This is a genomic window from Acinetobacter sp. YH12241, from assembly GCF_013417535.1.
Classification (GTDB): domain Bacteria; phylum Pseudomonadota; class Gammaproteobacteria; order Pseudomonadales; family Moraxellaceae; genus Acinetobacter.
The window spans coordinates 1-24230 of the sequence record NZ_VPDQ01000027.1 but is presented as its reverse complement, the minus strand read 5'-3'; the positions used below and the strand labels follow the sequence as shown (position 1 = coordinate 24230).

21 protein-coding genes and 2 pseudogenes are annotated in these 24230 nt (G+C 43.7%); 18 read left to right on the top strand and 5 right to left on the bottom strand.

The window, feature by feature from the left end; translation table 11 throughout:
* Positions 1–48 precede the first annotated feature (48 nt).
* The gene (locus FTV18_RS12795; RefSeq protein WP_004784091.1) at positions 49–519 is read right to left on the bottom strand and encodes an Lrp/AsnC family transcriptional regulator; all 471 of its coding nucleotides are present in this window, start codon (positions 517–519) and stop codon (positions 49–51) included.
* A 361-nt stretch (positions 520–880) separates the two neighbouring features.
* Here FTV18_RS12795 and FTV18_RS15855 point away from each other — a divergent pair.
* Positions 881–2125, top strand: a pseudogene (locus FTV18_RS15855) (hypothetical protein); the annotation flags it as partial.
* Between the two features lie 791 nt (positions 2126–2916).
* On the opposite strand, the gene FTV18_RS12785 reads toward FTV18_RS15855, so the two are convergent.
* Positions 2917–3681 (bottom strand): glutathione S-transferase family protein, encoded by a 765-nt coding sequence (locus tag FTV18_RS12785; RefSeq protein ID WP_166136146.1) that lies wholly within the window; start codon positions 3679–3681, stop codon positions 2917–2919.
* A 381-nt stretch (positions 3682–4062) separates the two neighbouring features.
* Here FTV18_RS12785 and FTV18_RS12780 point away from each other — a divergent pair, with 381 nt between their 5' ends.
* The 9 genes from FTV18_RS12780 to FTV18_RS12740 all read left to right on the top strand — a co-directional run bounded on the left by FTV18_RS12780 (position 4063) and on the right by FTV18_RS12740 (position 13381).
* On the top strand, positions 4063–5265 hold the full coding sequence (locus tag FTV18_RS12780) for an SfnB family sulfur acquisition oxidoreductase (protein WP_180018388.1): 1203 nt from the start codon (positions 4063–4065) through the stop codon (positions 5263–5265).
* An 11-nt stretch (positions 5266–5276) separates the two neighbouring features.
* Positions 5277–6500 (top strand): SfnB family sulfur acquisition oxidoreductase, encoded by a 1224-nt coding sequence (locus tag FTV18_RS12775; RefSeq protein ID WP_180018385.1) that lies wholly within the window; start codon positions 5277–5279, stop codon positions 6498–6500.
* Positions 6500–7924, top strand: a complete 1425-nt coding sequence (locus FTV18_RS12770; protein ID WP_180018383.1) for an LLM class flavin-dependent oxidoreductase — start codon at positions 6500–6502, stop codon at positions 7922–7924. The genes FTV18_RS12775 and FTV18_RS12770 overlap by 1 nt, the downstream gene beginning before the upstream one ends.
* Before the next feature lie 19 nt (positions 7925–7943).
* Positions 7944–8774, top strand: a complete 831-nt coding sequence (locus FTV18_RS12765) for a MetQ/NlpA family ABC transporter substrate-binding protein (protein WP_180018381.1) — start codon at positions 7944–7946, stop codon at positions 8772–8774.
* Positions 8775–8783: 9 nt separating this feature from the next.
* Positions 8784–9626 (top strand): MetQ/NlpA family ABC transporter substrate-binding protein, encoded by an 843-nt coding sequence (locus FTV18_RS12760; RefSeq protein ID WP_180018379.1) that lies wholly within the window; start codon positions 8784–8786, stop codon positions 9624–9626.
* A 10-nt stretch (positions 9627–9636) separates the two neighbouring features.
* The gene (locus FTV18_RS12755) at positions 9637–10707 is read left to right on the top strand and encodes a methionine ABC transporter ATP-binding protein (RefSeq protein ID WP_180018406.1); all 1071 of its coding nucleotides are present in this window, start codon (positions 9637–9639) and stop codon (positions 10705–10707) included.
* Positions 10688–11347 (top strand): methionine ABC transporter permease, encoded by a 660-nt coding sequence (locus FTV18_RS12750; RefSeq protein WP_159123258.1) that lies wholly within the window; start codon positions 10688–10690, stop codon positions 11345–11347. The genes FTV18_RS12755 and FTV18_RS12750 overlap by 20 nt, the downstream gene beginning before the upstream one ends.
* Before the next feature lie 111 nt (positions 11348–11458).
* The gene (gene ychF, locus FTV18_RS12745) at positions 11459–12550 is read left to right on the top strand and encodes a redox-regulated ATPase YchF (RefSeq protein WP_180018378.1); all 1092 of its coding nucleotides are present in this window, start codon (positions 11459–11461) and stop codon (positions 12548–12550) included.
* Between the two features lie 216 nt (positions 12551–12766).
* Positions 12767–13381, top strand: a complete 615-nt coding sequence (locus FTV18_RS12740) for a superoxide dismutase (protein ID WP_180018376.1) — start codon at positions 12767–12769, stop codon at positions 13379–13381.
* A 527-nt stretch (positions 13382–13908) separates the two neighbouring features.
* On the opposite strand, the gene FTV18_RS12735 is transcribed toward FTV18_RS12740, so the two are convergent.
* Positions 13909–14403, bottom strand: a complete 495-nt coding sequence (locus tag FTV18_RS12735) for a hypothetical protein (RefSeq protein WP_159123256.1) — start codon at positions 14401–14403, stop codon at positions 13909–13911.
* A 128-nt stretch (positions 14404–14531) separates the two neighbouring features.
* Here FTV18_RS12735 and FTV18_RS12730 point away from each other — a divergent pair, with 128 nt between their 5' ends.
* The 6 genes from FTV18_RS12730 (at position 14532) to dapC (ending at position 21556) form a co-directional block, all read left to right on the top strand.
* Positions 14532–15260: an AzlC family ABC transporter permease gene (locus FTV18_RS12730; RefSeq protein ID WP_171505577.1), complete on the top strand. Its 729-nt coding sequence runs from the start codon at positions 14532–14534 to the stop codon at positions 15258–15260.
* Entirely contained in the window at positions 15257–15604 is a 348-nt protein-coding gene (ygaH, locus tag FTV18_RS12725; RefSeq protein ID WP_034170697.1) for an L-valine transporter subunit YgaH, read from the top strand. Before FTV18_RS12730 ends, ygaH begins: the two co-directional genes overlap by 4 nt.
* 155 nt (positions 15605–15759) lie before the next feature.
* Positions 15760–15933 carry a hypothetical protein gene (locus FTV18_RS15770; protein WP_257218604.1) on the top strand — a complete coding sequence of 58 codons (174 nt, stop codon included), beginning with the start codon at positions 15760–15762 and terminating at the stop codon, positions 15931–15933.
* A gap of 526 nt (positions 15934–16459) precedes the next feature.
* Positions 16460–17674, top strand: coding sequence for a formate-dependent phosphoribosylglycinamide formyltransferase (gene purT, locus FTV18_RS12715; RefSeq protein ID WP_180018404.1), 1215 nt, complete (start codon positions 16460–16462; stop codon positions 17672–17674).
* A gap of 23 nt (positions 17675–17697) precedes the next feature.
* Positions 17698–20364, top strand: a complete 2667-nt coding sequence (gene glnD / locus FTV18_RS12710; RefSeq protein ID WP_180018375.1) for a [protein-PII] uridylyltransferase — start codon at positions 17698–17700, stop codon at positions 20362–20364.
* A 22-nt stretch (positions 20365–20386) separates the two neighbouring features.
* Positions 20387–21556, top strand: coding sequence for a succinyldiaminopimelate transaminase (dapC, locus tag FTV18_RS12705; RefSeq protein WP_180018373.1), 1170 nt, complete (start codon positions 20387–20389; stop codon positions 21554–21556).
* 131 nt (positions 21557–21687) lie between these two features.
* On the opposite strand, the gene FTV18_RS12700 is transcribed toward dapC, so the two are convergent.
* Together FTV18_RS12700 and msrB are read right to left on the bottom strand one after the other, a co-directional pair.
* On the bottom strand, positions 21688–22164 hold the full coding sequence (locus tag FTV18_RS12700) for a glutathione peroxidase (protein ID WP_180015375.1): 477 nt from the start codon (positions 22162–22164) through the stop codon (positions 21688–21690).
* Positions 22161–22580, bottom strand: coding sequence for a peptide-methionine (R)-S-oxide reductase MsrB (gene msrB / locus FTV18_RS12695; RefSeq protein WP_004784131.1), 420 nt, complete (start codon positions 22578–22580; stop codon positions 22161–22163). Before msrB ends, FTV18_RS12700 begins: the two co-directional genes overlap by 4 nt.
* 152 nt (positions 22581–22732) lie before the next feature.
* Here msrB and FTV18_RS12690 point away from each other — a divergent pair, with 152 nt between their 5' ends.
* Complete coding sequence (locus FTV18_RS12690) at positions 22733–23968, top strand: pyridoxal phosphate-dependent aminotransferase (protein ID WP_004784132.1); 1236 nt, start codon at positions 22733–22735, stop codon at positions 23966–23968.
* Positions 23969–24143: 175 nt separating this feature from the next.
* Positions 24144–24230 (top strand): annotated as a pseudogene (locus FTV18_RS12685) (IS1595 family transposase); the annotation flags it as partial.

The following is a 24230-nucleotide window of genomic DNA, read 5'->3' as shown; positions in this document are numbered from 1 at the left end:
AACGCACCTTCGGGTGCGTTTTTTATATGCGCTAAAAAGCCTGGAATTTTAAACCTTATTTAAAAGACCACTACAGTTAAAAACATTATATTCCTTGATCACAAAGCTGGAATGCAGTGCTACGACATGCTCGATCTTGCCGATTCGGCTTAATAGAATCTGACTATAATTTTCCATATCACGTGCCACAACTTCGACAATAAAATCCGCAGACTGTCCTGTCACCAGGAAAGCGTTAATGACTTCCGGAATATTTTCTAATTCTTCTAAAAATTTGGCAAAAGTATCGCTATCATGCTTGCTTAAGGAAACCTGCAACAGCACATGCAGGCTAAAGCCCAATTTTTGATAATTAATCTCGCGCTTCAAGCCACTGATAATATTATGATCGATCAAATGCTTGATCCTGCGGTGTACCGAACTCACAGATAAATTTACTCTCTCCGAGAGTTCATTCAGATTGACATCTTCATGGGTCAAAATTTCAAGAATGTGCTTATCAAAACGATCTAATTCCATCTTTAATCTCTTGCCATTTTATTCAAATACATCATTGTTTTGCTGATAGTATTGATAAATTTTTCATAAATTACCAGTTATTTGAAAAAAAATGCCAGAAACATCTCAATAACCAGTTTTAAACCATGTTTATGGTTATTCGTCGTATAAAACAAATTTTCGATAAACGTCTCTTTTTAAATAAATCATTCTTATTTATCACTAAACTATTTATGAATAAAAACTATGACGCTGATAACTGGATTTTCAAAGCATGATTAATCCAACTTAGATTTACACTTGTATAGAAATTGAATAAGAATTGAGCGGTTTATCTAAAACACACAACAAACATAACAAGATAAAAATTCGCAAAACGATTATGGCTTTTAGTATTCTTAGTTCAATTAAAACTAAACTCAGTCCAGTGCTCACGACAGAGATACAAAATACGAGTTTACTTGGTGGTTTATTGGGTGGCAGTCTTTCTGGCATTATTGGTTCTATTACAGGTTCTACCCCCTCTACCCCTTCCCTAGATTCTCTCTTAAACAGCCTGCTTTCTGGCAAGAGTTTAGCTTCCAGTTCCCTCACTGATTTAATTAGCCAATTTACAGGCTCAAATGCTTCTAAACTTGATATCAACAGTTTAATTAGCCAATTAACGAAAGCCAATGGTGGCAGTTTTGACATAGGTTCAATCAGCAATCTACTTGGCAGTTTAATGGGTAGTAATACATCAACCCTGGATTTAAATGCAGTTATCAAATTGGTCAGTGGATTGATGGGTGGCAGTACTGGTAATCTAGATCTTAGTAAAATTGCTGAACTGGCTGGCAACTTATTGCAAGGTGGCGACCTTGATCTTACCCAAATCACTCAACTGCTGAGTGGCCGGATTGGAGGTACTGGTGGTCTTGGTGGAACAGACATTGGTGCCATCGTCGGTATCGTCAGTGGTCTCATCCAAGGTGGTGATATTGATATTACTCAAATCACCCAACTATTGAGCGGTCTGATTGGTGGCTCTAGTGGACTTAATGGTATTGATATAGGTTCAATCGCTGGCTTAGTTAGCAACCTTATTGGTGGTTCTGGTGGATTAGGCGGCATTGATATCGGCGCAATAGCGGGTCTAGTCGGCGGCTTGATTCAAGGCGGTGACATTGATATTACGCAAATCGCTCAACTAGTTAGCGGCTTAATCGGTGGCTCTAGCGGATTTGATGGTATTGATATCGGAGCAATTGCAGGCGTCGTCGGTGGCTTGATTCAAGGTGGCGATATTGATATCGCACAAATTGCTGAACTGGTTAGTGACTTAATTGGTGGTTCTGGCGGACTTGGCGATGTAGATATTGGTCAAATTGCCAACCTAGTCGGTGGTCTCATCAGTGGCAATGCCGCTAGTGATCTCGACATCGGTGCAATTGTTGACTTGATCAGCGGATTGATCGGTGGCTCAACAGGTAGTTTAGATACCAGTTCAGTCAATCTGTTAGCCAGTAACTTAATGAGCAATGCAAGCAGTGACCTTGATATCGGTGCTATTACCAATTTGCTCAGTGGTCTAATCAGCAATTCAGGCAATATCGATACGGGCACCATTGCGCAAACTGTAACGCAAAGCCTGATGCCACTGCTTGCATCGATTGATACAGGTAACTCATCCATTGATATGGATCAACTTACCCAAGTTTTACCAACAGTGGTTGGTAGTGTGACTACATTGGTATCTGCAATCAGTTCTGCAGGTTCAGGTAATGTGCCAGACACCATCGCAGATGTACTAAAAGGCATCAATCCACTGTTGAATCTATTAGCGAATAGTGACGTTCTTGACGCTGATCAGGCAGAAATCGTGAATTCTCTTTACGATGTCTTGAATGGCGTACAAGTGGTGCTGGATTTTGTGAATAACCCATTACTGCTCACCTTATCCAGCGACCTCAACAATGTGATTACAGCACTAAAACCAGTGATTGCGCTGATTGATAGCGAAGGTCAATTCTCGGATCTTCTGGATGGTGTTCAGTTTCCTGAAATTGGCGACCTGCTCGGGTCACTCGGTTCTGGCGTGCCAAGCTTAGAGGGTTTAGGTTTGGATGCATTCACGGATAGTCTTGGCAATTTAGTCGGTAACAACTCGTCCCTACAACTGCCTGATCTTAGCGAATTGATTTCCGGCATTAGTAATACTGATACGGCTACGAATATCAGCATTACTGAAATCCTCCCAACCATTAAAGAAACTATTACCAATATCTCAAGTGGTAGTTCCCTGCCGAAGTTTGACTTTAGCTCACTGCTCAGTGGCTTCAGTAAAACAAGTGATATTGATCAAACCAGCCCTTGGAGTTAATTCTAATCTCATAAAAAAACGCGCTTTATGCGCGTTTTTTTATTTCATTTTTAATTTTATACACCGCGCCAATCAACACGGGCATTGCGCTCATTACGATACATCTTTTGAATATATTGCCCTAATGGCAACTCAGCCAGATGACTTTGATATTCCCGGTATTCATCCGACATCGATTCAAAGCTTTCCCTCTCCCACGGCGTTCCCGGAATAGCCAATAGAGGAGCCAAAATAGAACAAACCGCAATATCGGCCAGAGAGAAACGCGAACCGACGAGATAAGGTCCTTCTTTTTCCATACGGATCTGATTAAGCTGCTCAACCGAATCCTTGATAAATTGTTTGGACTGTTCCAGTGTTTCTTCAGTCAAGGCATAACCCTTGGTCAAAATGGTTTTTAGCAATGGCTTGGAGAATTTTTCAAACTGGCGCAGATAGCCTTTTTCTCCAATCAGAATATCCATCGATTCATGGTCATGCGATAAAGCCTGAGCCAGCATCCAGCGACGCACATGGCGGCCTAATTCCTGGGTGATTTCATCAATATCTAGTGCCTGCTGACGCAAGCTTGCTTCTGCAGGTAGCAGACGGTGTTCAGGATATTGCTCATCCAGATATAGAGCGATTTTGGTCGAATCCGCAATCCACCGTTCCTGATCACGCAGAATCGGTAAACGGTTTTGTCCAGTTTTCAGGCGGGCAAAGGCACGATGGGCACCCGGCATGAGGTTTTGCGCGACATATTCCAGCTCTTTGTAATCCAGCATCCAGCGTGCCTTTTCACAAAAATGAGAAAGTGGAAACTGGTATAAGATGCGCATAAATTCTCCATGCTTGTTTTTAGGTTAGATCGCATTAAAACCATCTAATTTAGTCGGATACTTTAGTCACCCTAGCCTGGAAATACAATGAACTTTTTATTCAAAATAAAGATGTTGCTTATTCAGCACGGCGATGAGTATTTTTATACATTTTTTTGTCTTGATTATCTATAAAGCAGATATGCACTGCTTTAAAAACATCTATTAAAATTAAGAAATTATTCAAAATCTATTTAATTTTAATCAGTTACTATATTCCAAATTTATAAGAATCTAGCAGTTTTTATCTTAAAGAGCTTTTTTTATAAGCTTTGCAAAAGCAATTGCTTAATTACATAAAGCTTTCGCTGTAACGTTTTGGCATCGATTTAGGATGTCATTATGTCTCGTTTAACTTCTGAAAAAGTTCATATTATCGAAAATGATCTCGACGCGATTAATGCTGCTTATCAGGTTGCAGACTTTGCCCTGGAAGGCCGTAATCAGCGTGATCAGCAACGTCTATTACCTTTTGCTGAGATTGACCTGTTCAGCCAGAAAGGCCTGGGCGGCATGCGTATTCCGAAACAGTACGGCGGTGCATTTGTTGCCAATAAAACCCTGGCTCATGTATTCCGGATTATTAATAAGGCTGACTCAAGTGTCGGGCAAATTCCGCAGAACCAGATCGCATTACTCAACATGATCGAGATCATGGGCACAGAAGAACAAAAACAGTTTATTTATAACGAAATTCTAAAAGGTAAGCGTCTGGCGAATGGCGGTCCAGAGCGCAATACCAAAGATACCAAGACGCTTGCCACCACTTTAACATTTGAAAATGGCCGCTATTTTGTGGATGGCGAGAAATTCTATTCAACTGGTAGTAGCTTCACGCACTGGTTAGCGATTAAAGCGATTCATCCAGAAGGCCATGTAGTACTAACCATTGTCGACCGCAATGCTGAAGGTGTGGAAGTGATCGACAATTGGAATGGCTTTGGTCAACGCACGACTTCGAGTGGTACCGTCAAACTTCAGCATGTCGAAGTTGATCCGCTATTGATTTTTGATGAGCGTCTGTTAGGAAATCAACCAAGCTACCGCGGTGCCTATTCCCAATTGATGCAGGTCGCGATTGATGTCGGCATTGCCGAAGCTGCTTTTGCCGATACGCTGACTGCCGTACAAAAAGCACGTCCAATTGTCGATGCTCAAGTCGAAAAAGCCAGCTTAGAACATTATACCCTGCAGGAAGTTGGCAAATCTTCTGTGCTGCTCGATGCCGCGATTTTACTGCTGGATGAAGCCGCTGAATATTTGGATGAACTGGATCAGCTGGAATCTGTGACTGATGAGCAGGCAGCCAAAGCCTCAATTCTAGTGGCTGAAGCCAAGGTCTATGCCAACGATGCTGCGCTACATATCTCGGAAAAATTACTGGAATTGGGTGGAAGTCGCTCCAGCCTCAGTCAGCACAATCTGGATCAGCATTGGCGTAATGCCCGTGTGCATACCTTGCATGACCCGATCCGCTGGAAGCTGCATGCACTTGGGGATTATTACCTAAATCATAAACTCCCTGCCCGCCACGCCTGGATTTAAGGATATTTGCCATGACTTCATTTCAAAACATTAGTCCATTGCAGTCAGAACAGCTGGCACATGCGCACATCATCAAATCTGATGAAGAAGCACTAGAAATTGCCCATAATCTGGCAGAGCAGTTCAAGATTAATTCAGTACAACGTGATGCTGAACGTATTCTGCCTTTCGAAGAAATCGAGGCTTATAGCCAGTCCGGACTCTGGGCGATTACTGTACCTAAAGAATATGGTGGTGCAGAAGTGTCTAGCTATACGGTGGCACAAGTCATTGCCCTAATGAGCGGTGTGGATGGATCAATCGGTCAGATTCCGCAAAACCATTTCTATGGTCTCGAAATCCTGCGCAATAACGGCACGGAGGAACAAAAACAGAAACTCTATGCCGAAGTCTTAAAAGGTGCTCGTTTTGGTAATGCCCTAGCTGAATTCAAGACCAAGACTGCTGCACAGCGCCAAACTGCGATTCGCAAAACCGAGCAAGGTTATGTCATTAACGGCGAAAAATTCTATTGCACCGGCAGCCTGTTTGCGCACCGCATTCCGACACTGGTCGTGCATGAAAGCGAACAGCAATTCCTAGCCTTTGTCCCACGTGACAGTGAAGGTCTCACCTTGATTGATGACTGGAGCGGTTTTGGCCAGCGTACCACTGGCAGCGGCACGGTGAAATTCGACAACGTGCAGGTGCTTGAGGAAGATGTGGTACGTTTTGATACGGCCTATTCCCGCCCAACCATTTCCGGTCCTTTCGCACAATTGCTACATGCCTCCATTGAAACCGGCATTGCCCGTACTGCATTTGAGGAAACCTTGGACCGTGTACGTCAGGCGCGTCCGTGGATTGATTCTGGTGTGGACAAGGCCACCGATGATCCGCTGACCAAACTTGAACTGGGCCGTGTGGTAGCTGATGTGCGTGCTTCTGAAGTGTTACTCAAACAGGCCGCACGTTCTGTTGATGCCGCCAAGGTTGCTCCGACTGAGGTCAGTGTTGCCAGAGCCTCTCTAGATGTAGCCAAAGTGCGTGCACACAGTTCTGAAACCGCATTAAAAGCATCATCGAAGCTGATTGAACTGGCTGGCAGTCGTGGTAGCCAGCGCGAAGATGGCTTAGACCGCTTCTGGCGTAATGCCCGCGTGCATACCCTGCATGATGCTTCACGATGGAAATACTATTTTATCGCCAATTATTTGCTGAATGGTGTTCTGCCTCCACGCCGGGGGACATTGTAATGACAAAGACTACAACAAACTCGAAAACTAAAAAAATCCTGCTGAACGCTTTTGATATGAACTGCGTGGGTCATATCAATCATGGCTTGTGGGCTCATCCGCGGGATGAATCACACCGTTTTAATGAACTGAGCTACTGGACTGATCTGGCGAAAACGCTGGAAAAAGGTCTGTTTGACGGCCTGTTCATTGCCGACATTACCGGAGTCTATGATGTCTATCAGAACAGCATTGACCTGACTCTAAGAGAATCCATTCAGTTACCCAGCCATGACCCAAGCACGTTGGTATCTGCCATGGCAGCAGTCACTGAGAATCTCGGTTTTGGTGTCACGGTGAATCTCAGCTATGAGTCACCGTACCAGTTCGCCCGTCGTTTTGCCAGTCTGGATCACCTGACCCATGGCCGTATCGGCTGGAATATTGTCACCGGTTATCTGGACAGTGCACAACGTCTGATTGGCGAAAATGGCCTGAAAGACCATGACCTGCGCTATGAACAGGCCGAGGAATTTTTACAGCTGTGCTACAAGTTCTGGGAAAGCTCCTGGGAAGATGATGCTGTCTTAAAAGATAAGCAGCAGCGTATCTTTACTGATCCAGCCAAGGTGCATCAGATCAATCACCAAGGCCAGTTTTATCGCAGTCAGGGCGTATTCCAGGTTTCCCCTTCTGTTCAGCGTACGCCGGTACTATTCCAGGCTGGTGCATCACCGCGTGGTATGGCTTTCGCTACCCAGCATGCTGAAGGCATGTTTATTGGTGGTGACCATCCGGACAAGATCAAGAAACAGGTCGATCAGATTCGTCGTCAGGCCACTGAACAAGGCCGTGATCCTGAAGCGATCAAGATTTTTGTCGGCATTACCGTCGTGACCGCTGAAACGGATAAACTGGCACAGCATAAACTGGATGAATACCGTGCTTATGCCAGTCCTGAAGCTGGTCTTGCGCATTATTCAAGTTCTGTCGGGATTGACCTGTCCAAATTCGCTGATGATGAACCAATTCCTTACAAGAAGACCAATAGTATTGCGACGGTTAATGACAAATTTAAAGAGCAGCAGATCACACCCAATGACCTAAAAGCTCAACATGAGCTGGGTGGTCGTTATCCACTGATCGTAGGTAGTGGCGCAACGGTGGCAGAAAAACTGATTCAGCTCATTGATGAAACTGGTATCGATGGCTTCAACCTGACCCGCACGGTGGCACCTGAATCACATCAGGATTTTATCCAATTTGTGATTCCTGAATTACAGCAGCGCGGACGCTATAAAACTGAATATGAACAAGGCAGTTTCAGACACAAACTGTTTCAGCAAGGTGACCGCTTACCTAGCGCGCATCCAGTGCAGCAATTCCGATGTCAAAGCTCCGCCTCAACAGCGAACACGAACCTAAAGCAAAAACAATCAGCATAAATTTATTTTGAGGTGCAACATGGCACAAACAGCTAAAACAAAATTCACCATGATTGGGGTGATTATTGCCGCCGTCATTATCGGACTAGTGGTGTGGAACCAGCAAAAGAAATCCGGTTCGGATGAACTGGTGATTGGGATCAGCCCGTCCTTCGCTAAACCTTTACAAGTCGCAGCCGAAGAAGCCAAACAGCAAGGCATCAATGTCAAACTGGTCGAGTTCTCGGACTGGAATACACCGAATATCACCCTGAATCATGGCGATATTGATGCCAACTTCTTCCAGCATCAGCCGTTTTTAGATAATGCTAAAAAAGAAACTGATTTTAAAATCAAAGCCTTTGCCAAAGGTGCAGCGACGCATGTTGGCCTATATTCCAAGAAAATTAACAGCCTGGATGAGCTAAAAGACGGCGCGAAAGTTGTAGTACCAAATGATCCAGTCAATCAAGGTCGTGCGCTACTGTTATTGCAACAAGCCAAACTGGTAACTTTAAAAGATCCAAACAACCACCTTTCTAGCCTAAAAGATATTGCAGTGAATCCGAAAAATCTGCAATTCGTTGAGGTTGAAGGTCCGCAAACTGCACGTGCCATTGATGATGTTGATCTGGCTTTCGGTTACCCGCACTATCTACGTCTGGCTAAAACAGCTGATCCAGAACAGGCATTGCTATTTGACTCTAACAAGGACAACCGTTACGCGATCCTGTTTGCAGTACGTGAAGACTATCAGGACAAAAATGACAAGCTGAAAAAATTTGTTGAAATCTATCAGAACTCACCTCGCGTGAAGGAAGCACTAGATGCTGACTTCGGTGCGAAACTCTGGTTCCCGGGCTGGAAATAAGGTGTAGTCATGACTCAAGTAAATTTGTCAAATTCGAATGCAAAGAAGTGGATCATTGGCGGTGTCATCCTCGCACTTATTCTTGGTCTGGCGGCTTACCGTTGGACCAAGGGTCAGCAGCAAGAAGGTGTACTGACCATTGGCATTAGCCCACCTTATGCAGACTTATTGCAAAGTGTGGCTAATGAACTGAAGCCACAAGGCATCAATGTTAAGCTGGTTGAATTTTCAGATTGGCATGCACCCAATGTCGCGGTACAGAATGGCGACATCGATGCTAACTTTTTCCAGCAAAGTGTCTACTTAAGAAATGCCATTCGTGAAACCAACTTCGATTTACATAGTTTCGCGCCCGGTACGGGTAGCCATGTCGGTTTATATTCTAAGAAATATAAATCACTGGATGAACTACCTCACAACGCCCGTGTGGTGATTCCAAATGATCCTGTGAATCTGGCACGTGCCTTGATCCTTCTTAACCGTGCAAAACTGATTGAATTGAAAGATATCAACAATGAATTATCAACCGTTAAGGACATCAAGAATAATCCTAAACAGTTGCAGTTTATTGAAGTTGAGGGCCCACAAACGGCGCATGCCCTGAATGAAGCAGACCTGATCTTTGGTTATCCGCATTATCTAAAACTTGCTAAAGCAGCAGATCCACATGATGCTCTGTTCCTGGATCCAATAGACAAGAAATACGCCATTCTGTTTGTGACACGCAAAGACTATGAAGATAAAAACCAGAAACTGGCGACTTTCGTAAAAGCTTTCCAGAATTCTGAAAAAGTCAAAGCAATTCTGGACCAGGATTTTGGTACTGGTATGTGGTTTGAAGGCTGGAAATAAGGTGAATACTATGGTGAGTTTTGGTTCTCAGGTGGCGTTTTCCGTCCCACATATCAAAATCCGTGACCTGAATAAATACTATGAGGTACAAGGCAAATCGGTACATGCCTTGAAAAACATCAATCTGGATATTCCTGAAGGCAAGATCTTCGGGATTATCGGGAAAAGTGGTGCGGGGAAATCCTCGCTGCTACGTACCCTAAATGGTCTGGAACAGATCAGCGAAGGTCATATCCATATCCATCAGCAGGATTTGGCTGGGCTCACCCATGCTGAACTGATCCAGCTACGTCAGCGCATTGGCATGATCTTCCAGCACTTCAATCTGATGTCAGCCAAAACCGTCTGGGAAAATGTAGCTCTGCCTTTAAAAGTTGCAAATTATAAAAAATCAGACATTGATGCGCGTGTAAACGAAGTACTGCAACTGGTGGGCTTAAGCGATAAGGCACAGAGCTATCCTTCCCAGCTATCCGGTGGACAAAAACAGCGTGTCGGCATTGCTCGCGCGCTGGTGCATCACCCGGAAATTCTACTCTGTGATGAAGCCACTTCTGCACTGGATCCGGAAAGCACTTCCGTGGTGTTATCACTGTTAAAAGAAATCAATCAGAAACTTGGTATTACCATTGTGCTGATCACCCATGAAATGCAAGTGATCCGTGAAATTTGCGATCAAGTCGTCGTGATTGAAAAAGGTGAAATTGTTGAAGCGGGTGAAGTCTGGTCAGTGTTTTCCAATCCACAGCAGCAAATTACCCAGGAACTGCTGAATCTGGAACAGCTGGAACTGCCATTTTCGATCAGTCCTGAAGTGACAACAGATACCACCCATAGCATTATCAAACTGCGCTATGCCTCTAGTGTTCAGCATTCACCAGATTTGAAAGTGATTTTCGCACAGTTCGAGCATCCGGTGCATCTCTATCAAAGTCATATCGACAGCATCCAGAATCATCTGGTCGGTAGCCTGATTGTCGCAGTTGCCGATCTAAATCTGGATACTGACTTACTTCAGCAAAAACTAAAACAACACATTGCACAGATTGAGGTGATTGGCTATGCACGACCAACTCATTGATTTATTACTAACAGGAACCACCGATACCCTCATCATGGTTGGTGTATCCGCAATCGTTGCCTTTCTGATTGGTTTACCGATGGCAGTAGTACTGGTCAGTACATCTGAACACGGGATCTATCCATCCAAACCCATTAATCAGGCTCTGGGCTGGATTGTAAATATTACCCGTTCGGTGCCTTTCCTGATTTTAATGGTCGCTTTAATTCCCCTTACCCGCTGGATTGTAGGCACCAGCTATGGCGTCTGGGCAGCCGTTGTACCTTTAACGTTGGCCGCGACTCCTTTCTTTGCGCGTATTGCTGAAGTGAGTTTACGTGAAGTAGATCAGGGACTGATTGAAGCGGCTCAAGCGATTGGCTGTAACCGTAAGCAAATTATCTGGCATGTGCTATTACCTGAAGCTTTACCAGGGATTGTGGCCGGTTTTACCGTCACTTTGGTGACCATGATTAACTCATCCGCCATTGCCGGTGCTATTGGTGCCGGTGGTCTGGGCGACATTGCCTACCGTTATGGCTATCAGCGTTTTGACATGCAGATCATGCTGGCGGTGATTGTGGTGCTGGTGATTCTGGTCATGCTGGTTCAGGCCACTGGTGACACCCTATCGAATCAGCTCGATAAACGTAAAATTTAAAAACATCTATTTCATAAGTTTTCAACAAAGCACCCAGCCATGACCTGACTTTGTCATGGCTTTCATGTAAAATCACTGGCAATTTTTATATAACGCTTTGTGAGTTATTTCATGGGTTTTAATTGTGGTATTGTAGGCCTGCCTAACGTTGGTAAATCTACGCTTTTCAATGCATTAACTAAAGCTGCAATTGCTGCGGAAAACTTCCCATTCTGTACGATTGAACCAAACACCGGTATCGTGCCTGTACCAGATCCACGCTTGGATAAACTTGCTGAAATCGTAAAACCACAACGCGTGGTACCAACTACCATGGAATTCGTGGACATCGCGGGTCTGGTTGCTGGTGCATCTAAAGGCGAAGGTCTGGGTAACCAGTTCCTGGCGAATATCCGTGAAACTGATGCAATTGCTCATGTTGTTCGTTGTTTCGAAGATGAAAACGTGATTCACGTCAACGGTAAAATTGATCCGCTTGATGACATCGCAACGATTAACACTGAACTTGCTCTAGCTGACCTTGAAACTGTGACTAAAGCAGTGACTCGTCTGGCGAAGTCTGCAAAAGGTGGCGATAAAGAAGCTGTAGCCACTAAAGCCGTTCTTGAAAAAATCCTACCTTTGCTTGATGAAGGCAAACCTGCCCGTGCAGCAAATCTGGATGATGACGAACGTAAACTGGTACGTGGCTTTGGTCTATTAACACTTAAACCAACTATGTACATCGCTAACGTGGCAGAAGACGGTTTTGAAAATAACCCGCACCTCGATGCGGTACGTGAGCTGGCAGCTGCTGAAAATGCAATCGTGGTTCCACTTTGCAACCAGATCGAAGCTGAAATTTCATTGCTTGAAGATAAAGACCGTGCTGAATTCCTGGAAGCAATGGGCATGGAAGAGCCAGGTCTGAACGTAGTAATCCGCGCAGGTTATTCACTGCTTGGTCTGCAAACTTACTTCACTGCCGGTGTACAGGAAGTTCGCGCCTGGACGGTTAAAGTCGGCGCAACTGCGCCTCAGGCAGCGGGTGTCATTCACACTGACTTCGAAAAAGGCTTCATCCGCGCAGAATGTATTGCTTATGATGACTTCGTACAGTACAACGGCGAAGCTGGCGCTAAAGAAGCTGGTAAATGGCGTCTGGAAGGTAAAACTTATATCGTTCAGGACGGTGACGTTCTGCACTTCCGTTTCAACGTATAAGTTTGAAACCAAAAAATAGCCCCGATCATTCGGGGCTTTTTTGTTACCAAATTTGGCTTCTTGCCATTTTCATACGCATATTTACATCCTATTTATAAAAATCTCACCCCATAACATAAATGATAATAATTCTCATTGTATTTAATACAGCTCAAGCGTATTTTAAAAATTAGTCGAAAATTCCACTCACTCAATCACGCTTAAGGACAATTAAAAATGAGCTATACCCTTCCCGAACTCCCTTATGCTTATGATGCATTGGAACCACATATTGATGCTAAAACCATGGAAATCCACCACACCAAACATCATCAAACTTATATCAACAACATCAATGCAGGTATTGAAGGCACAGAATGGGAAGATCTTTCTGTGGAAGAACTGGTGAGCAAAGCCAATCAGGTACCTGAAGATTTGAAAAATAATGTGATTAATAATGGTGGCGGTCATGCCAACCATTCCCTGTTCTGGACAGTAATGAGTCCAGATGGCGGTGGCAATCCTGAAGGTGAAATTGCACAAGCGATCGACAAGGAGCTTGGCGGCTTTGAAGCCTTTAAAGAAGCTTTCACCAAGGCAGCCTTAACCCGTTTTGGTAGCGGATGGGCTTGGCTCAGTGTGGCACCTGATCAAACCATTATTGTAGAAAACAGTGCCAATCAGGACTCACCCCTCATGCATGGCAATACTCCGATTCTAGGTCTGGATGTCTGGGAACATGCGTACTATTTGAAATACCAGAACCGTCGTCCTGAATATATTGCCGCTTTCTTTAATGTGGTGAACTGGAAGGAAGTGAATCGCCGTTATCTGGAAGCACTTTCAACATAAATGAATACAGTAGGACGAAATCTCATGTCTTGGCACTCTTTACGTTTGCTCTGTGGTCTCAGTATTCTTTTGAGCGGAGCAGTGTTGTATCTAGAACGTCTGTTCATGTTGCTTTAAGACATGATCGTCTACTGTATGGGAAGCCTTATTCTGAGGCTTCTTTTAATTTTTGCTGTTTAAATTTTCTATAGGGAGATGGATTTAAAATTTAAGAACGCAATTCACAGACATTGACGCTATCAAAGCCATTGGTACATGGTGCCACTTCACACGCATGAGAAGCTTGTACTCCACTTACTAAAATAGTACTTAGACTTATCGCTAAAAACAATTTATTTAACATTTAAAATGACTCCAAAAATTAACTTTTATCTCTAAATCGCTTGATTATGAGTCAATTATAGGACTTTTTTAATGATTCAGGGCAATCTTTCTTAATTTTAATTATTGTTTATTTATATAAATAGAATCGTTTTTTATAACAAAAAAGCGGGACCGAAGTCCCGCCTGAAGATTATAAAACCCGATTAAGACTGTTCAGCTACTGCATTACCTTTCTGCTTTGGATCAGTATTTCCCAGTTCAGGATGAGCAATAGCTCCCTGACATTGCTGTTTATCACGCTCATAGTCGGCCTGTTTCTGTGCCACGCTACTGCTATTTTCAACGGTGCTACGTGCCCAGATTTCCAGACTGGTTAACGCCTTGCGACATAAGGCATATTTTCCTTCCGTCACTGAGTCAGTCATTTTCACATTAATGCGCCAGTCAGTACTCAATTTACGGGCCGGTTGACGTACCTGAGCATCTATCTGTTCCATTTCCTTGTTATAAACCAGCGGATCGACTTCATTCATGAATTGCCATGCAGCATTGGCATAAGTGGTCGCATCATTAGAGAGTTTAGGTGCCGCTTTAATTTCGGCTTTTGGCGCTTGACTGTCATTTCCACAAGCTTGAAGAAATAAGGTGCTGCCGATTAAAACACCGACCAGCATTGCACGTGTCTTGAACATCAACATATCAGAATCGCCAGTTAAACATTTCGGCACTATGCTAGTAAATTCGCGTACAATACACAATCTTGATTTAATCCCTGTTTTAACTCTCTCCCTCAAGGTGTTTTGTGTCTGACCACAATCCAGTAGCGATGCAACCTGCCGGTTTCTGGCAAGGTGCCAAAGATAGCCAGGCCATTATATTTACTTACCTTCCGGTCTCCTTTGCCTTTGGCGTTTCTGCCACCCAGTTCGGCTTTACTGCCTGGGAAGCCTTATTTCTGTCCTGCTCCATGTATGCCGGTGCCAGTCAGTTTTTAGTTGTAGCACTACTTGGTAGCGGCACATCGATCTGGATGACTGCGTTGACCGTGATTGCTTTGGACATTCGCCATCTTTTATACGGCCCAGCTTTACAAAACCTGATCCAAGATCGTTTAAACCTGAAGAAAACAGCAGTCTGGGCTTGGGGACTCACCGATGAGGTATTTGCCTCTGGCATGATTAAACTGTCGCAACGGCGTCAGGAATGGTCTGAATCGTGGATGCTGGGGTTGAGTTTATTCAGCTGGCTGTCCTGGGCAACAGGTTCTTTTCTCGGTGGCTTATTTGCAGATCAGGTCAGCAACTTACCGCAATTTTTACAGGCAGCTTTAGACTTCCTGTTACCTGCCCTGTTCTTAAGTTTCCTGCTCGCTGCATTTGAAAAGAAACATACCTTTGTCGTGACCATCACAATTATTGTCTCAGCGGTTGCCTGTTATTTTATCGATTTGTCCGCTGCGATCTTTATCGGCATCAGTTCCGGCATTTTGGCCGGCCTGTTCAAGCACTATGTGCTGAAAAAACCAGATCCTGAATATGCAGGAGATCAATCATGAATCTTGAAATTATCTTGGTCGGGATTATTGTCGGGATTGCCAATTTTGCCTCACGTTTTGGTCCATTTTATGTGATTCAAAAATTTCAGCAGGGTTCGCAAAAACGTGGTACGCTATGGCTGAAAATTGCCTTGGGTTCGATTGGGATTGCTGCCATCAGTTCCATGCTGGTTGTGGCGACCTTACCACCCTTACTGGAAACGCCAGATAAAAGCTTTGCCATGCTGATCGGTTTTATTGTACTCGCTGGACTGTATTTCAAGTTCAAGAAAATTGTCATGGCGACCTTAACTGCTGCTTTAACATATGGCCTGATTTATACCTATATCCCCATGCCTTTTTAAGCCTTTTAGAAAATTAGAAATCTCATTCAAGACTTATGCTAAATAAATTGCATAAGTCTTTTTTATATAAGAAAAAAAGTAAGGAAAATATTGGCATATTCGAGCCAAAGCAAATAATTGAAGGGAAAATATTTATTCATTATCGACGTGATGAAATGTTGGCTATTTTTAACCAGTATGAATTACCCGGCTGCTATTTTGAATGCTTTATTAATGCACAGAATTTTACTGGTCATTTTGTAGAAGTGGTTGCTGAACCCGCAGATCATGTTCGTGTCATTTATATTCAGAAGCATGGCAAAAATAAAATCATTGCCCTCTACAATTAGACTCAACAGGTGATCCATCTGCATCCCAAACTAATCATTTTTAGCCGTTGGAGCCTGCTACATAAAGGCATTCCAAATCTCATTTATGTATTTGGCTTTAGTACAATTTTACTGTTTTTATTCTTTGCACTTGTCGCAGTGTCAAATCATAAATTCCATTTTTTCACTGTATTCCTCGATGCACTGCAATTTTCAGGATTTGGTTTACTGCTCTGGATATTTGGTTTTATCTGTCCTTTTTTCATTCCCTTTTACGCCTTTAAGAGAATACAAAGTCTGAAACTTCTCCATCAACTTCAGCTCAATGACAAGCAAATTCTGCATATGGAAAAACTCAATCCGCAAAACCGGATTTATCATTTAAACCCGGTGAAAAATACAGTAAAGCGAACTGCCTGATTTCAGATGCAATTCTCTATAAACTTTTATAAATAAAACTGCTGGCCAATATCACAATTTTGTATGAAACTCGGCTTATCTCGGCATTGAGTTCTGTTATGCTAAAAGTCCATAAAATCAAGCATGGATAATACACATGAACGTGACTATTGGTACTCCTCTTCAATCTTCAGCTTTTAAAGTTCTATTGCTAGGTTCAGGAGAACTAGGTAAGGAAGTGGTGATTTCCTTGCAACGTTTAGGTGTAGAAGTTCATGCTGCAGATCGTTATGCAGATGCTCCTGCCATGCAGGTGGCACATTTTTCTTATGCCTTAAATATGGCAGATGCAGCGGAACTCAAACAGCTTATTCAAAAAATTCAGCCGCATCTCATTGTTCCTGAAATTGAAGCGATTGCGACCGAAGTGCTGGTTGAAATTGAAGAACAGAATATTGCAACCGTAATTCCTTCAGCTAAAGCAGTTAACCTGACCATGAACCGTGAAGGCATTCGTCGTCTGGCGGCTGAAGAACTAGGCTTACCGACCTCTGCTTATCGCTTTGCCGATTCTCTGGAATCTTTCCGCGCAGCCTGTGATGACATTGGTTATCCAAACTTTGTGAAGCCGGTGATGTCTTCTTCAGGTAAAGGCCAATCTCGCGTGAAAAGTTTTGAAGAAGTCGATGCTGCCTGGGAATATGCGCAAACAGGTGGTCGAGTTAATCAGGGCAAAGTGATTGTCGAATCACAGATTGATTTCGATTTTGAAATTACCCTGCTTACTGTGCGGGCTAAGAATCCTCAAACTGGCGAAATCGAAACTTCTTACTGTGATCCGATTGGACATCGTCAGGACTCAGGCGACTATGTAGAAAGCTGGCAGCCTCAGCCAATGAGTCCCGCTGCTCTGGAAGAATCAAAACGTATCGCCAATAAAGTCACCACGGCATTGGGCGGTTGCGGCATTTTTGGTGTAGAACTCTTTGTCAAAGGCGACAAAGTATGGTTTAGTGAGGTTTCACCTCGCCCGCATGACACTGGTCTGGTCACTTTGGCTTCCCAGTTCCAGAGTGAATTTGAACTGCATGCCCGTGCTATTTTAGGCTTACCAGTCAATACAGCTCGCCATAGTGTGGCTGCCAGTGCCGTGATTTACGCAGGTGTCAATGATCGCAATCTTTCATTTTCTGGCCTGAATCTTGCTTTAGCCCATGCCGATACCGATTTACGCCTGTTTGGTAAACCTGAAGGTTTTAAACGCCGCCGTATGGGTGTCGCGACTGCGCGTGCAGAAAGCATTGAACAGGCTCGCGAGCTGGCTCAACAGGTTGCTGACCAAGTTAATGTTCATCAAAATTAAGTAAATACAACGGACCACTGTTCATGATCAATACCTCCCCGCTGCTGAATTACATTAAAAGTCACAATGACATCAAAGCGATCAATCAATGGCGTAGCGATGTAGAAAATCAGCTTCAGGAATGTTTTGAAAATGGACAGTCCATCCGTGACATCATTCAGGCTCGTTCTAACCTGATTGATGAAGCCCTGCAATTTCTGTGGAATCATGCTGAACTTGATCAGACCGATTTGGCGCTTTTCGCAGTCGGCGGTTATGGCCGCCGCGAAATGCTGCCATATTCAGATGTCGATATCATGATCCTCTCAGAAGATGATTTCACTTCAGAGCAGGAAAAGCTGATCTCCAGCTTTATTTCTTCGCTTTGGGATGTGGGCAATTTCAAACCGGGCATCAGTGTTCGTACCATCAATGAATGTGTCAATCAGGCCAGCAGCGACCTTACTGTAGCGACGTCCTTGATCGAGGCACGTCTGATTATTGGCAATGAAAATTTAACCAAGTGGCCACGCCGGATCGTGTCACAAACCTGGACTGATAAAACCTTTTTTGATGCGAAAATGGACGAGCAGTACAAACGCTATGCTCAGCACAATAATACTGAAAGCAATCTGGAACCGGATATTAAAAATGCACCGGGCGGTATCCGTGATATTAACCAGATTGGCTGGATTGCCAAACGTCATTTCCGTGTCAACCGTATTTATGACCTGGTGCATCTGGGCTTTATTTCAGAGTTTGAACTTGCCGTACTCGAAGAAGCTGAAAGCTTCCTCTGGGAAATTCGTCATCATTTACACCGTCTGACCAAGCGCGATGAAAACCGCCTGCTGTTCGATTATCAGCGAGATATTGCGGCAATGTTTGGCTATACCCGTGAAGAAGGTCAGTCACCGAACTATCCAATCGAACAGTTCATGAAGCGCTATTACCGTAGCGCGCAGCAGGTTTCGACCCTGAATGAAATGCTGCTGGCTTATTTCAATGAATCGGTCATTACCCCACGTTTACCCCAATATGAACGCCAGATTGAAGAAATTAACGAAAACTTTAAACTGGTGGATGGCAAATTAGCCGTTCAACATCACAAGATTTTCTCGGAAAAGCCAAGTGCCATTCTGGAAATCTTCTATTTGCTGGCCAATCGTCCGGAAATTGAAGGTATTCGTGCCCGTACTTTACGTCTGCTGACCCTGGCTGCTAAACGTATTGATCAGGATTTCCGTGATAATCCGGTACACCAAGCCCTGTTTATGGCCATCATTCGTTCACCGCATCGCCTGTACGAAACGCTAGTTGCGATGAAACGTTATGGTGTCCTGGGCAAATATATTCCGGCTTTCGGACAAATTACCGGCCTGATGCAATATGACCTGTTCCACATCTATACCGTGGATGCGCATACCCTACTCTTGATCCGCAATCTGAACCGCTTCAAGGAACCTGAATTTGCCAAAGAATTCCCTGTGGTCAGCTCCGTGTTCCAGCGCTTAGCACGTCGTGACATTGTTTATCTAGCGGCTATTTTCCATGATATTGCCAAAGGTCGTGGTGGCGATCATAGTGAGCTTGGTGCAGCCGATGCGATTCAGTTCTGCCGTACCCATGGCTTTACCGAACGTGAATGCAATCTGGTTGCCTGGCTGATTGAAAACCATTTGTCCATGTCGGTGACTTCACAGAAAAAAGACATTTCCGATCCGGATGTAGTCAAAGAATTTGCTGAAAAAATGGGCGATATGGAGCATCTGGATTATCTGTACACTTTGACAGTAGCAGATATCAACGCGACCAATCCAAAACTCTGGAATACCTGGCGTTCATCTTTGATGCGTCAACTCTATACGCATGCGCGTGATGTGATCCGTTCAGGTCTCGGCCGTCCGGTTGATTACCAGATGCTGATTGAAGATACCAAATTCGAAGCCAGTGAACGGTTGGTGGAACATTTCTCGCTTTATGATGTCGAAAAAGTCTGGCAAGAACTGGGCGATGATTACTTCCTGAAAGAATCTGCCGATGAAATCGCCTGGCATACCCGTGCCATTCTGGAACATGGCGATAATCCTGCACCGCTGGTATTGATGCGTGCGCATCGTAAATATGCGCAGGATGCCGTACAGATCTTCATCTATACCCAAGACAAGCCAAATCTGTTTGCCACCACGGTCGCTGTTCTGGATCGCATGAATCTGGACGTTCAGGATGCCCGAATTATTACCGCAACCAAAGCTTTCAGTTTGGATACCTATGTCGTCCTTGACCGTTTTGGCACGTTATTGACCGATCCGGAACGTGAGGCAACTGTCATTGAAGCCTTACAGGATGCCTTAAGTCATTCTGATGAATATCCAGGTCTGATGCAGCGCCGGATTCCGCGTCAGTTACGTCATTTTGATATTGAAAATACCGTCGATATCACCCTTAATGAAGCTTTAAACCAGAATATGGTTGAAATTGCGACACTTGACCATCCTGGTTTACTTGCGAAAATTGGCGGTTTATTTATGATGCAGGGTCTGGATATTCACTCTGCCAAAATTGCTACGCTTGGCGAACGTGCTGAAGATATTTTCTTTGTCACCAAAAAAGATGGCAGCCCAATGACCCAAATAGAGTCTGACAATTTTGCAGCGGCATTAAAAGCTGCTCTAGATGAGGCCTCACATCAGGTCAATGCTCAACACTAACACACTGCTCGGTAACACATTCATGAACTCTAGCTTGTCTTTATTGCATCCATATCCGTTTGAAAATTTGAATAAACTTTTCGCGGATATCCAGCCTGCGAATATGCCTTTGATTCCCCTTTCGATTGGTGAACCAAAGCATCCAGCACCCGAGTTTGTGAAACAAGCAATTATCGATAATTTCCAACATTTATCGACTTATCCGAACAGCAAAGGCTTACCTGAATTACGTGAAAGCATTGCCAACTGGCTGACTCGCCGTTTTAAACTCAATAGCATCAGTGCAGACAGCAATGTATTACCGGTTTCCGGTACACGCGAAGCGATCTTTTCTTTTGTCCAAGCTTTGATCAATCGTGAAAATGCGCCTTATGTGGTGATGCCAAACCCTTTCTACCAGATTTATGAAGGTGCTACCCTGCTTGCAGGTGCAAAACCTTATTTCATTAACTGTACTGAAGAAAATGATTACTTAGGTGATTTTGATTCAGTTCCGGCTGAAGTCTGGGAAAAAACTGCCTTGTTATTTTTGTGTACACCAGGCAATCCAACAGGTGCCGTTCTCTCTAAAGAGCAGTTTAAAAAGTTGATTGCACTGTCAGACAAATATGATTTTGTCATTGCTTCTGATGAATGCTATTCAGAACTCTGGTTTGATGAAGCCCCTACCGGATTACTGGAAGTGTGTGCCGAAATTGGCCGAGATGACTATAAAAACTGCGTCGTTTTCCATTCTCTCTCTAAACGTTCTAATCTGCCAGGCATGCGTTCAGGCTTTGTTGCAGGTGATGCCACTTTACTCAAACCTTATCTGCAATACCGTACTTATCATGGTGCAGCGATGCCGGTGCAGCATCAGTTAGCATCAATTGCTGCCTGGAATGATGAAGCCCATGTAGAAGAAAACCGGGTACAGTATCGTGCCAAATTTGATCTGTTCCAGAAAGAATTAGGGCACTTGCTCCCGCTGAAAAAACCGGATGCGGGTTTCTACTATTGGCTAAAAGTAGACAATGATGAGGTTTTTGCCAAAATGCTAATGGAAAAAGCGCATATCAAAGTGCTACCAGGCCGTTACCTGTCTCGTGAAACTACGCAAGGCAACCCGGGTGAAAACCATGTACGGTTGGCATTAGTCGCTGATCTGGCACAATGTGAACAGGTAATTCAACGTTTAAAAGCGATTCTTTAATCTTTTAAGATCTAAATATAAATAAAAAAACCCACTTTCCAGAAGTGGGTTTTTTTATGGATGTTGGCTACAAATTATTTTTTTATTTCACTTATTTTCTATTTATTAGAAATTGGACATTTCAAATAAACTTATAAAATCTTTTCAATTTCTGTTTCGAGATCTTCAGGTTTGGTGGTAGGTGCAAAACGGTTTAATACCTTGCCATCACGACCAATCAGGAATTTGGTGAAATTCCACTTAATACCATTTCCTAGAATTCCTTTAGAATTATTGGTCAAGTAACGGAAGATCGCATGCGCTTCTGGGCCTTTTACATCTACCTTGGAAAACATCGGGAAAGAAACCCCATAATTTTTCTGACAAAATTCACCGATCTGTTCATTTGAACCCGGATCCTGTCCGCCAAACTGGTTGCATGGAAAACCTAAAACTTCCAGTCCCTGCTCTTTATATTTCTGGTAAAGCTTTTCCAGACCTGCAAATTGTGGAGTGAAACCACATTTGCTCGCGGTATTTACGATTAAAAGTACTTTCCCTTCATAATCTGCAAGCCGTTTGTTTTTTCCATCTAACAACTCAGCTTCAAACTGATAAATGCTGGTCATGGATAAGTTTCCTCGTCAGTTTTTTCTTGTGTTTGTAATTCTAAAGAGGCCGAGTTTACACAATAACGTAAGCCAGTCGGTTCCGGACCATCCGGGAAAACGTGTCCCAAATGTGCATCACAATGATGACAAACAATTTCTGTTCTCACCATACCATGTGAAGTATCAGGTAATTCCTCTACAACTGAGCTGCTCACAGGACGATAGAAGCTTGGCCAGCCGCAACCGCTGTCATATTTGGTGGTTGAAGAAAACAGTGGTGTACCACAGCAACGGCAGACATAAGTCCCTTCCTGTTTTGTATTCCAGTACTTGCCTGTGAATGCCGGTTCAGTTCCTTTTTCACGCGTAATGCGAAACTCTTCTGGTGATAACTCTCTTTGCCATTCCCGGTCTGTTTTATTGAGTTTTCCCATCACTAACTCCTTTAAATCTTTGACATTCAATGTCATGCTTCAGTACTTCCATATTTACGCTAGAGATGAAAAAATTTCTAGCGAAATTTCAGCATAGATTGTGATATTTGCGTAATCTATAGGTTTAACTTAAAAATTAATTGGATGGAATTATGTCCGGTATTGGTAACACCCCCCCTCGCGAGATCAAGAAATCGTCTAAGCTTGAGCATGTTTGCTACGACATTCGCGGACCAGTGTTACGAGCGGCCAACGAGATGGAAGAAGCCGGACATAAAATTATTAAACTGAATATCGGGAATCCCGCCCCATTCGGCTTTGAAGCCCCGCAAGAAATCATTAATGATGTTGCACTGAACCTGCCAAATGCGATTGGTTATACGGATTCCAAAGGGATTTTCCCGGCACGTAAAGCGATCTGCCAGTATTACCAGCAAAAAGGCATTCTGGATATGCACGTGAACGACGTGTATGTCGGCAATGGCGTATCTGAACTGATTGTAATGGCGATGCAAGGCCTACTGGATGACGGTGATGAAATGCTGATTCCAATGCCGGATTATCCATTATGGACTGCGGCAGTGAACCTGTCTGGCGGTACTGCGATTCACTATAAATGTGATGAAGAAGATCACTGGTATCCAGATATTGCGGATATGGAAAGCAAAATCACGCCAAATACCCGCGGGATCGTGATTATCAACCCGAATAATCCAACTGGGTCGGTTTATCCGCGTCATGTATTACAGCAAATCGTTGATTTGGCGAAGAAATATGACTTAATCCTGTTTGCAGACGAAATCTATGACAAGATCGTTTACGATGGCATTGAACATGTGTCAGTAGCTTCACTCGCAGGCAAGCAATTATGTGTATCGTTCAACGGTTTATCTAAGGCCTATCGTATTGCTGGCTATCGCTCAGGCTGGATGGCAATTACTGGTGATAAATCACGTGCAATGGACTACATTGAAGGCTTGGATATGCTGGCTTCAATGCGTCTTTGCGCGAATCATCAAGCACAATATGCAATTCAGACTGCACTTGGTGGCTATCAATCTATTAATGACTTGATCCGCCCAGGTGGCCGTCTATATGAACAACGCAATATTGCCTGGGAAATGCTAAACGAGATTCCAGGGGTGTCTTGTGTGAAGCCTGAAGGTGCAATGTACTGCTTCCCTCGTCTTGATCCTGAAATCTATCCGGTTGAAGATGACGAGAAACTGATGCTTGATCTGTTACGTGCTGAGAAAGTTCTATTGGTTCAAGGTACTGGTTTCAACTGGCCAACACCGGATCACTTCCGTGTGGTATTCCTGCCAGCAGAAAATGAACTGCGTGAAGCGATTACCCGTTTAGGCCGTTTCTTGGCAAAAATGCGTTAATTTATAAAATTAATTCCAAAAAACCGCATTCATGAATGCGGTTTTTTATTGTCTAAAAAGTTCCGCGATAAGCTTTACAGATATTTACAATAGAAGCATGCTGTTAATCTAGAGTTTCTTTTTTTAATAAAATCTAGGCTCTAGACTAGCAAAATGATTATGTTAGTCTAGAATCATGATAGAAAACAGTAAATTAAGTCACTACAAGATTAAAAAAATTATTCAATGCTTTTGTGTTGATATTCCTGCTTCCAAAACAGCC

Coding starts and splice junctions, on each gene's coding strand:
- FTV18_RS12795 (WP_004784091.1), bottom strand. CDS start 519: ATGGAATTAGATCGTTTTGATAAGCACATTCTTGAAATTTTGACCCAT.
- FTV18_RS12785 (WP_166136146.1), bottom strand. CDS start 3,681: ATGCGCATCTTATACCAGTTTCCACTTTCTCATTTTTGTGAAAAGGCA.
- FTV18_RS12780 (WP_180018388.1), top strand. CDS start 4,063: ATGTCTCGTTTAACTTCTGAAAAAGTTCATATTATCGAAAATGATCTC.
- FTV18_RS12775 (WP_180018385.1), top strand. CDS start 5,277: ATGACTTCATTTCAAAACATTAGTCCATTGCAGTCAGAACAGCTGGCA.
- FTV18_RS12770 (WP_180018383.1), top strand. CDS start 6,500: ATGACAAAGACTACAACAAACTCGAAAACTAAAAAAATCCTGCTGAAC.
- FTV18_RS12765 (WP_180018381.1), top strand. CDS start 7,944: ATGGCACAAACAGCTAAAACAAAATTCACCATGATTGGGGTGATTATT.
- FTV18_RS12760 (WP_180018379.1), top strand. CDS start 8,784: ATGACTCAAGTAAATTTGTCAAATTCGAATGCAAAGAAGTGGATCATT.
- FTV18_RS12755 (WP_180018406.1), top strand. CDS start 9,637: ATGGTGAGTTTTGGTTCTCAGGTGGCGTTTTCCGTCCCACATATCAAA.
- FTV18_RS12750 (WP_159123258.1), top strand. CDS start 10,688: ATGCACGACCAACTCATTGATTTATTACTAACAGGAACCACCGATACC.
- ychF (WP_180018378.1), top strand. CDS start 11,459: ATGGGTTTTAATTGTGGTATTGTAGGCCTGCCTAACGTTGGTAAATCT.
- FTV18_RS12740 (WP_180018376.1), top strand. CDS start 12,767: ATGAGCTATACCCTTCCCGAACTCCCTTATGCTTATGATGCATTGGAA.
- FTV18_RS12735 (WP_159123256.1), bottom strand. CDS start 14,403: ATGTTGATGTTCAAGACACGTGCAATGCTGGTCGGTGTTTTAATCGGC.
- FTV18_RS12730 (WP_171505577.1), top strand. CDS start 14,532: ATGCAACCTGCCGGTTTCTGGCAAGGTGCCAAAGATAGCCAGGCCATT.
- ygaH (WP_034170697.1), top strand. CDS start 15,257: ATGAATCTTGAAATTATCTTGGTCGGGATTATTGTCGGGATTGCCAAT.
- FTV18_RS15770 (WP_257218604.1), top strand. CDS start 15,760: ATGTTGGCTATTTTTAACCAGTATGAATTACCCGGCTGCTATTTTGAA.
- glnD (WP_180018375.1), top strand. CDS start 17,698: ATGATCAATACCTCCCCGCTGCTGAATTACATTAAAAGTCACAATGAC.
- dapC (WP_180018373.1), top strand. CDS start 20,387: ATGAACTCTAGCTTGTCTTTATTGCATCCATATCCGTTTGAAAATTTG.
- FTV18_RS12700 (WP_180015375.1), bottom strand. CDS start 22,164: ATGACCAGCATTTATCAGTTTGAAGCTGAGTTGTTAGATGGAAAAAAC.
- msrB (WP_004784131.1), bottom strand. CDS start 22,580: ATGGGAAAACTCAATAAAACAGACCGGGAATGGCAAAGAGAGTTATCA.
- FTV18_RS12690 (WP_004784132.1), top strand. CDS start 22,733: ATGTCCGGTATTGGTAACACCCCCCCTCGCGAGATCAAGAAATCGTCT.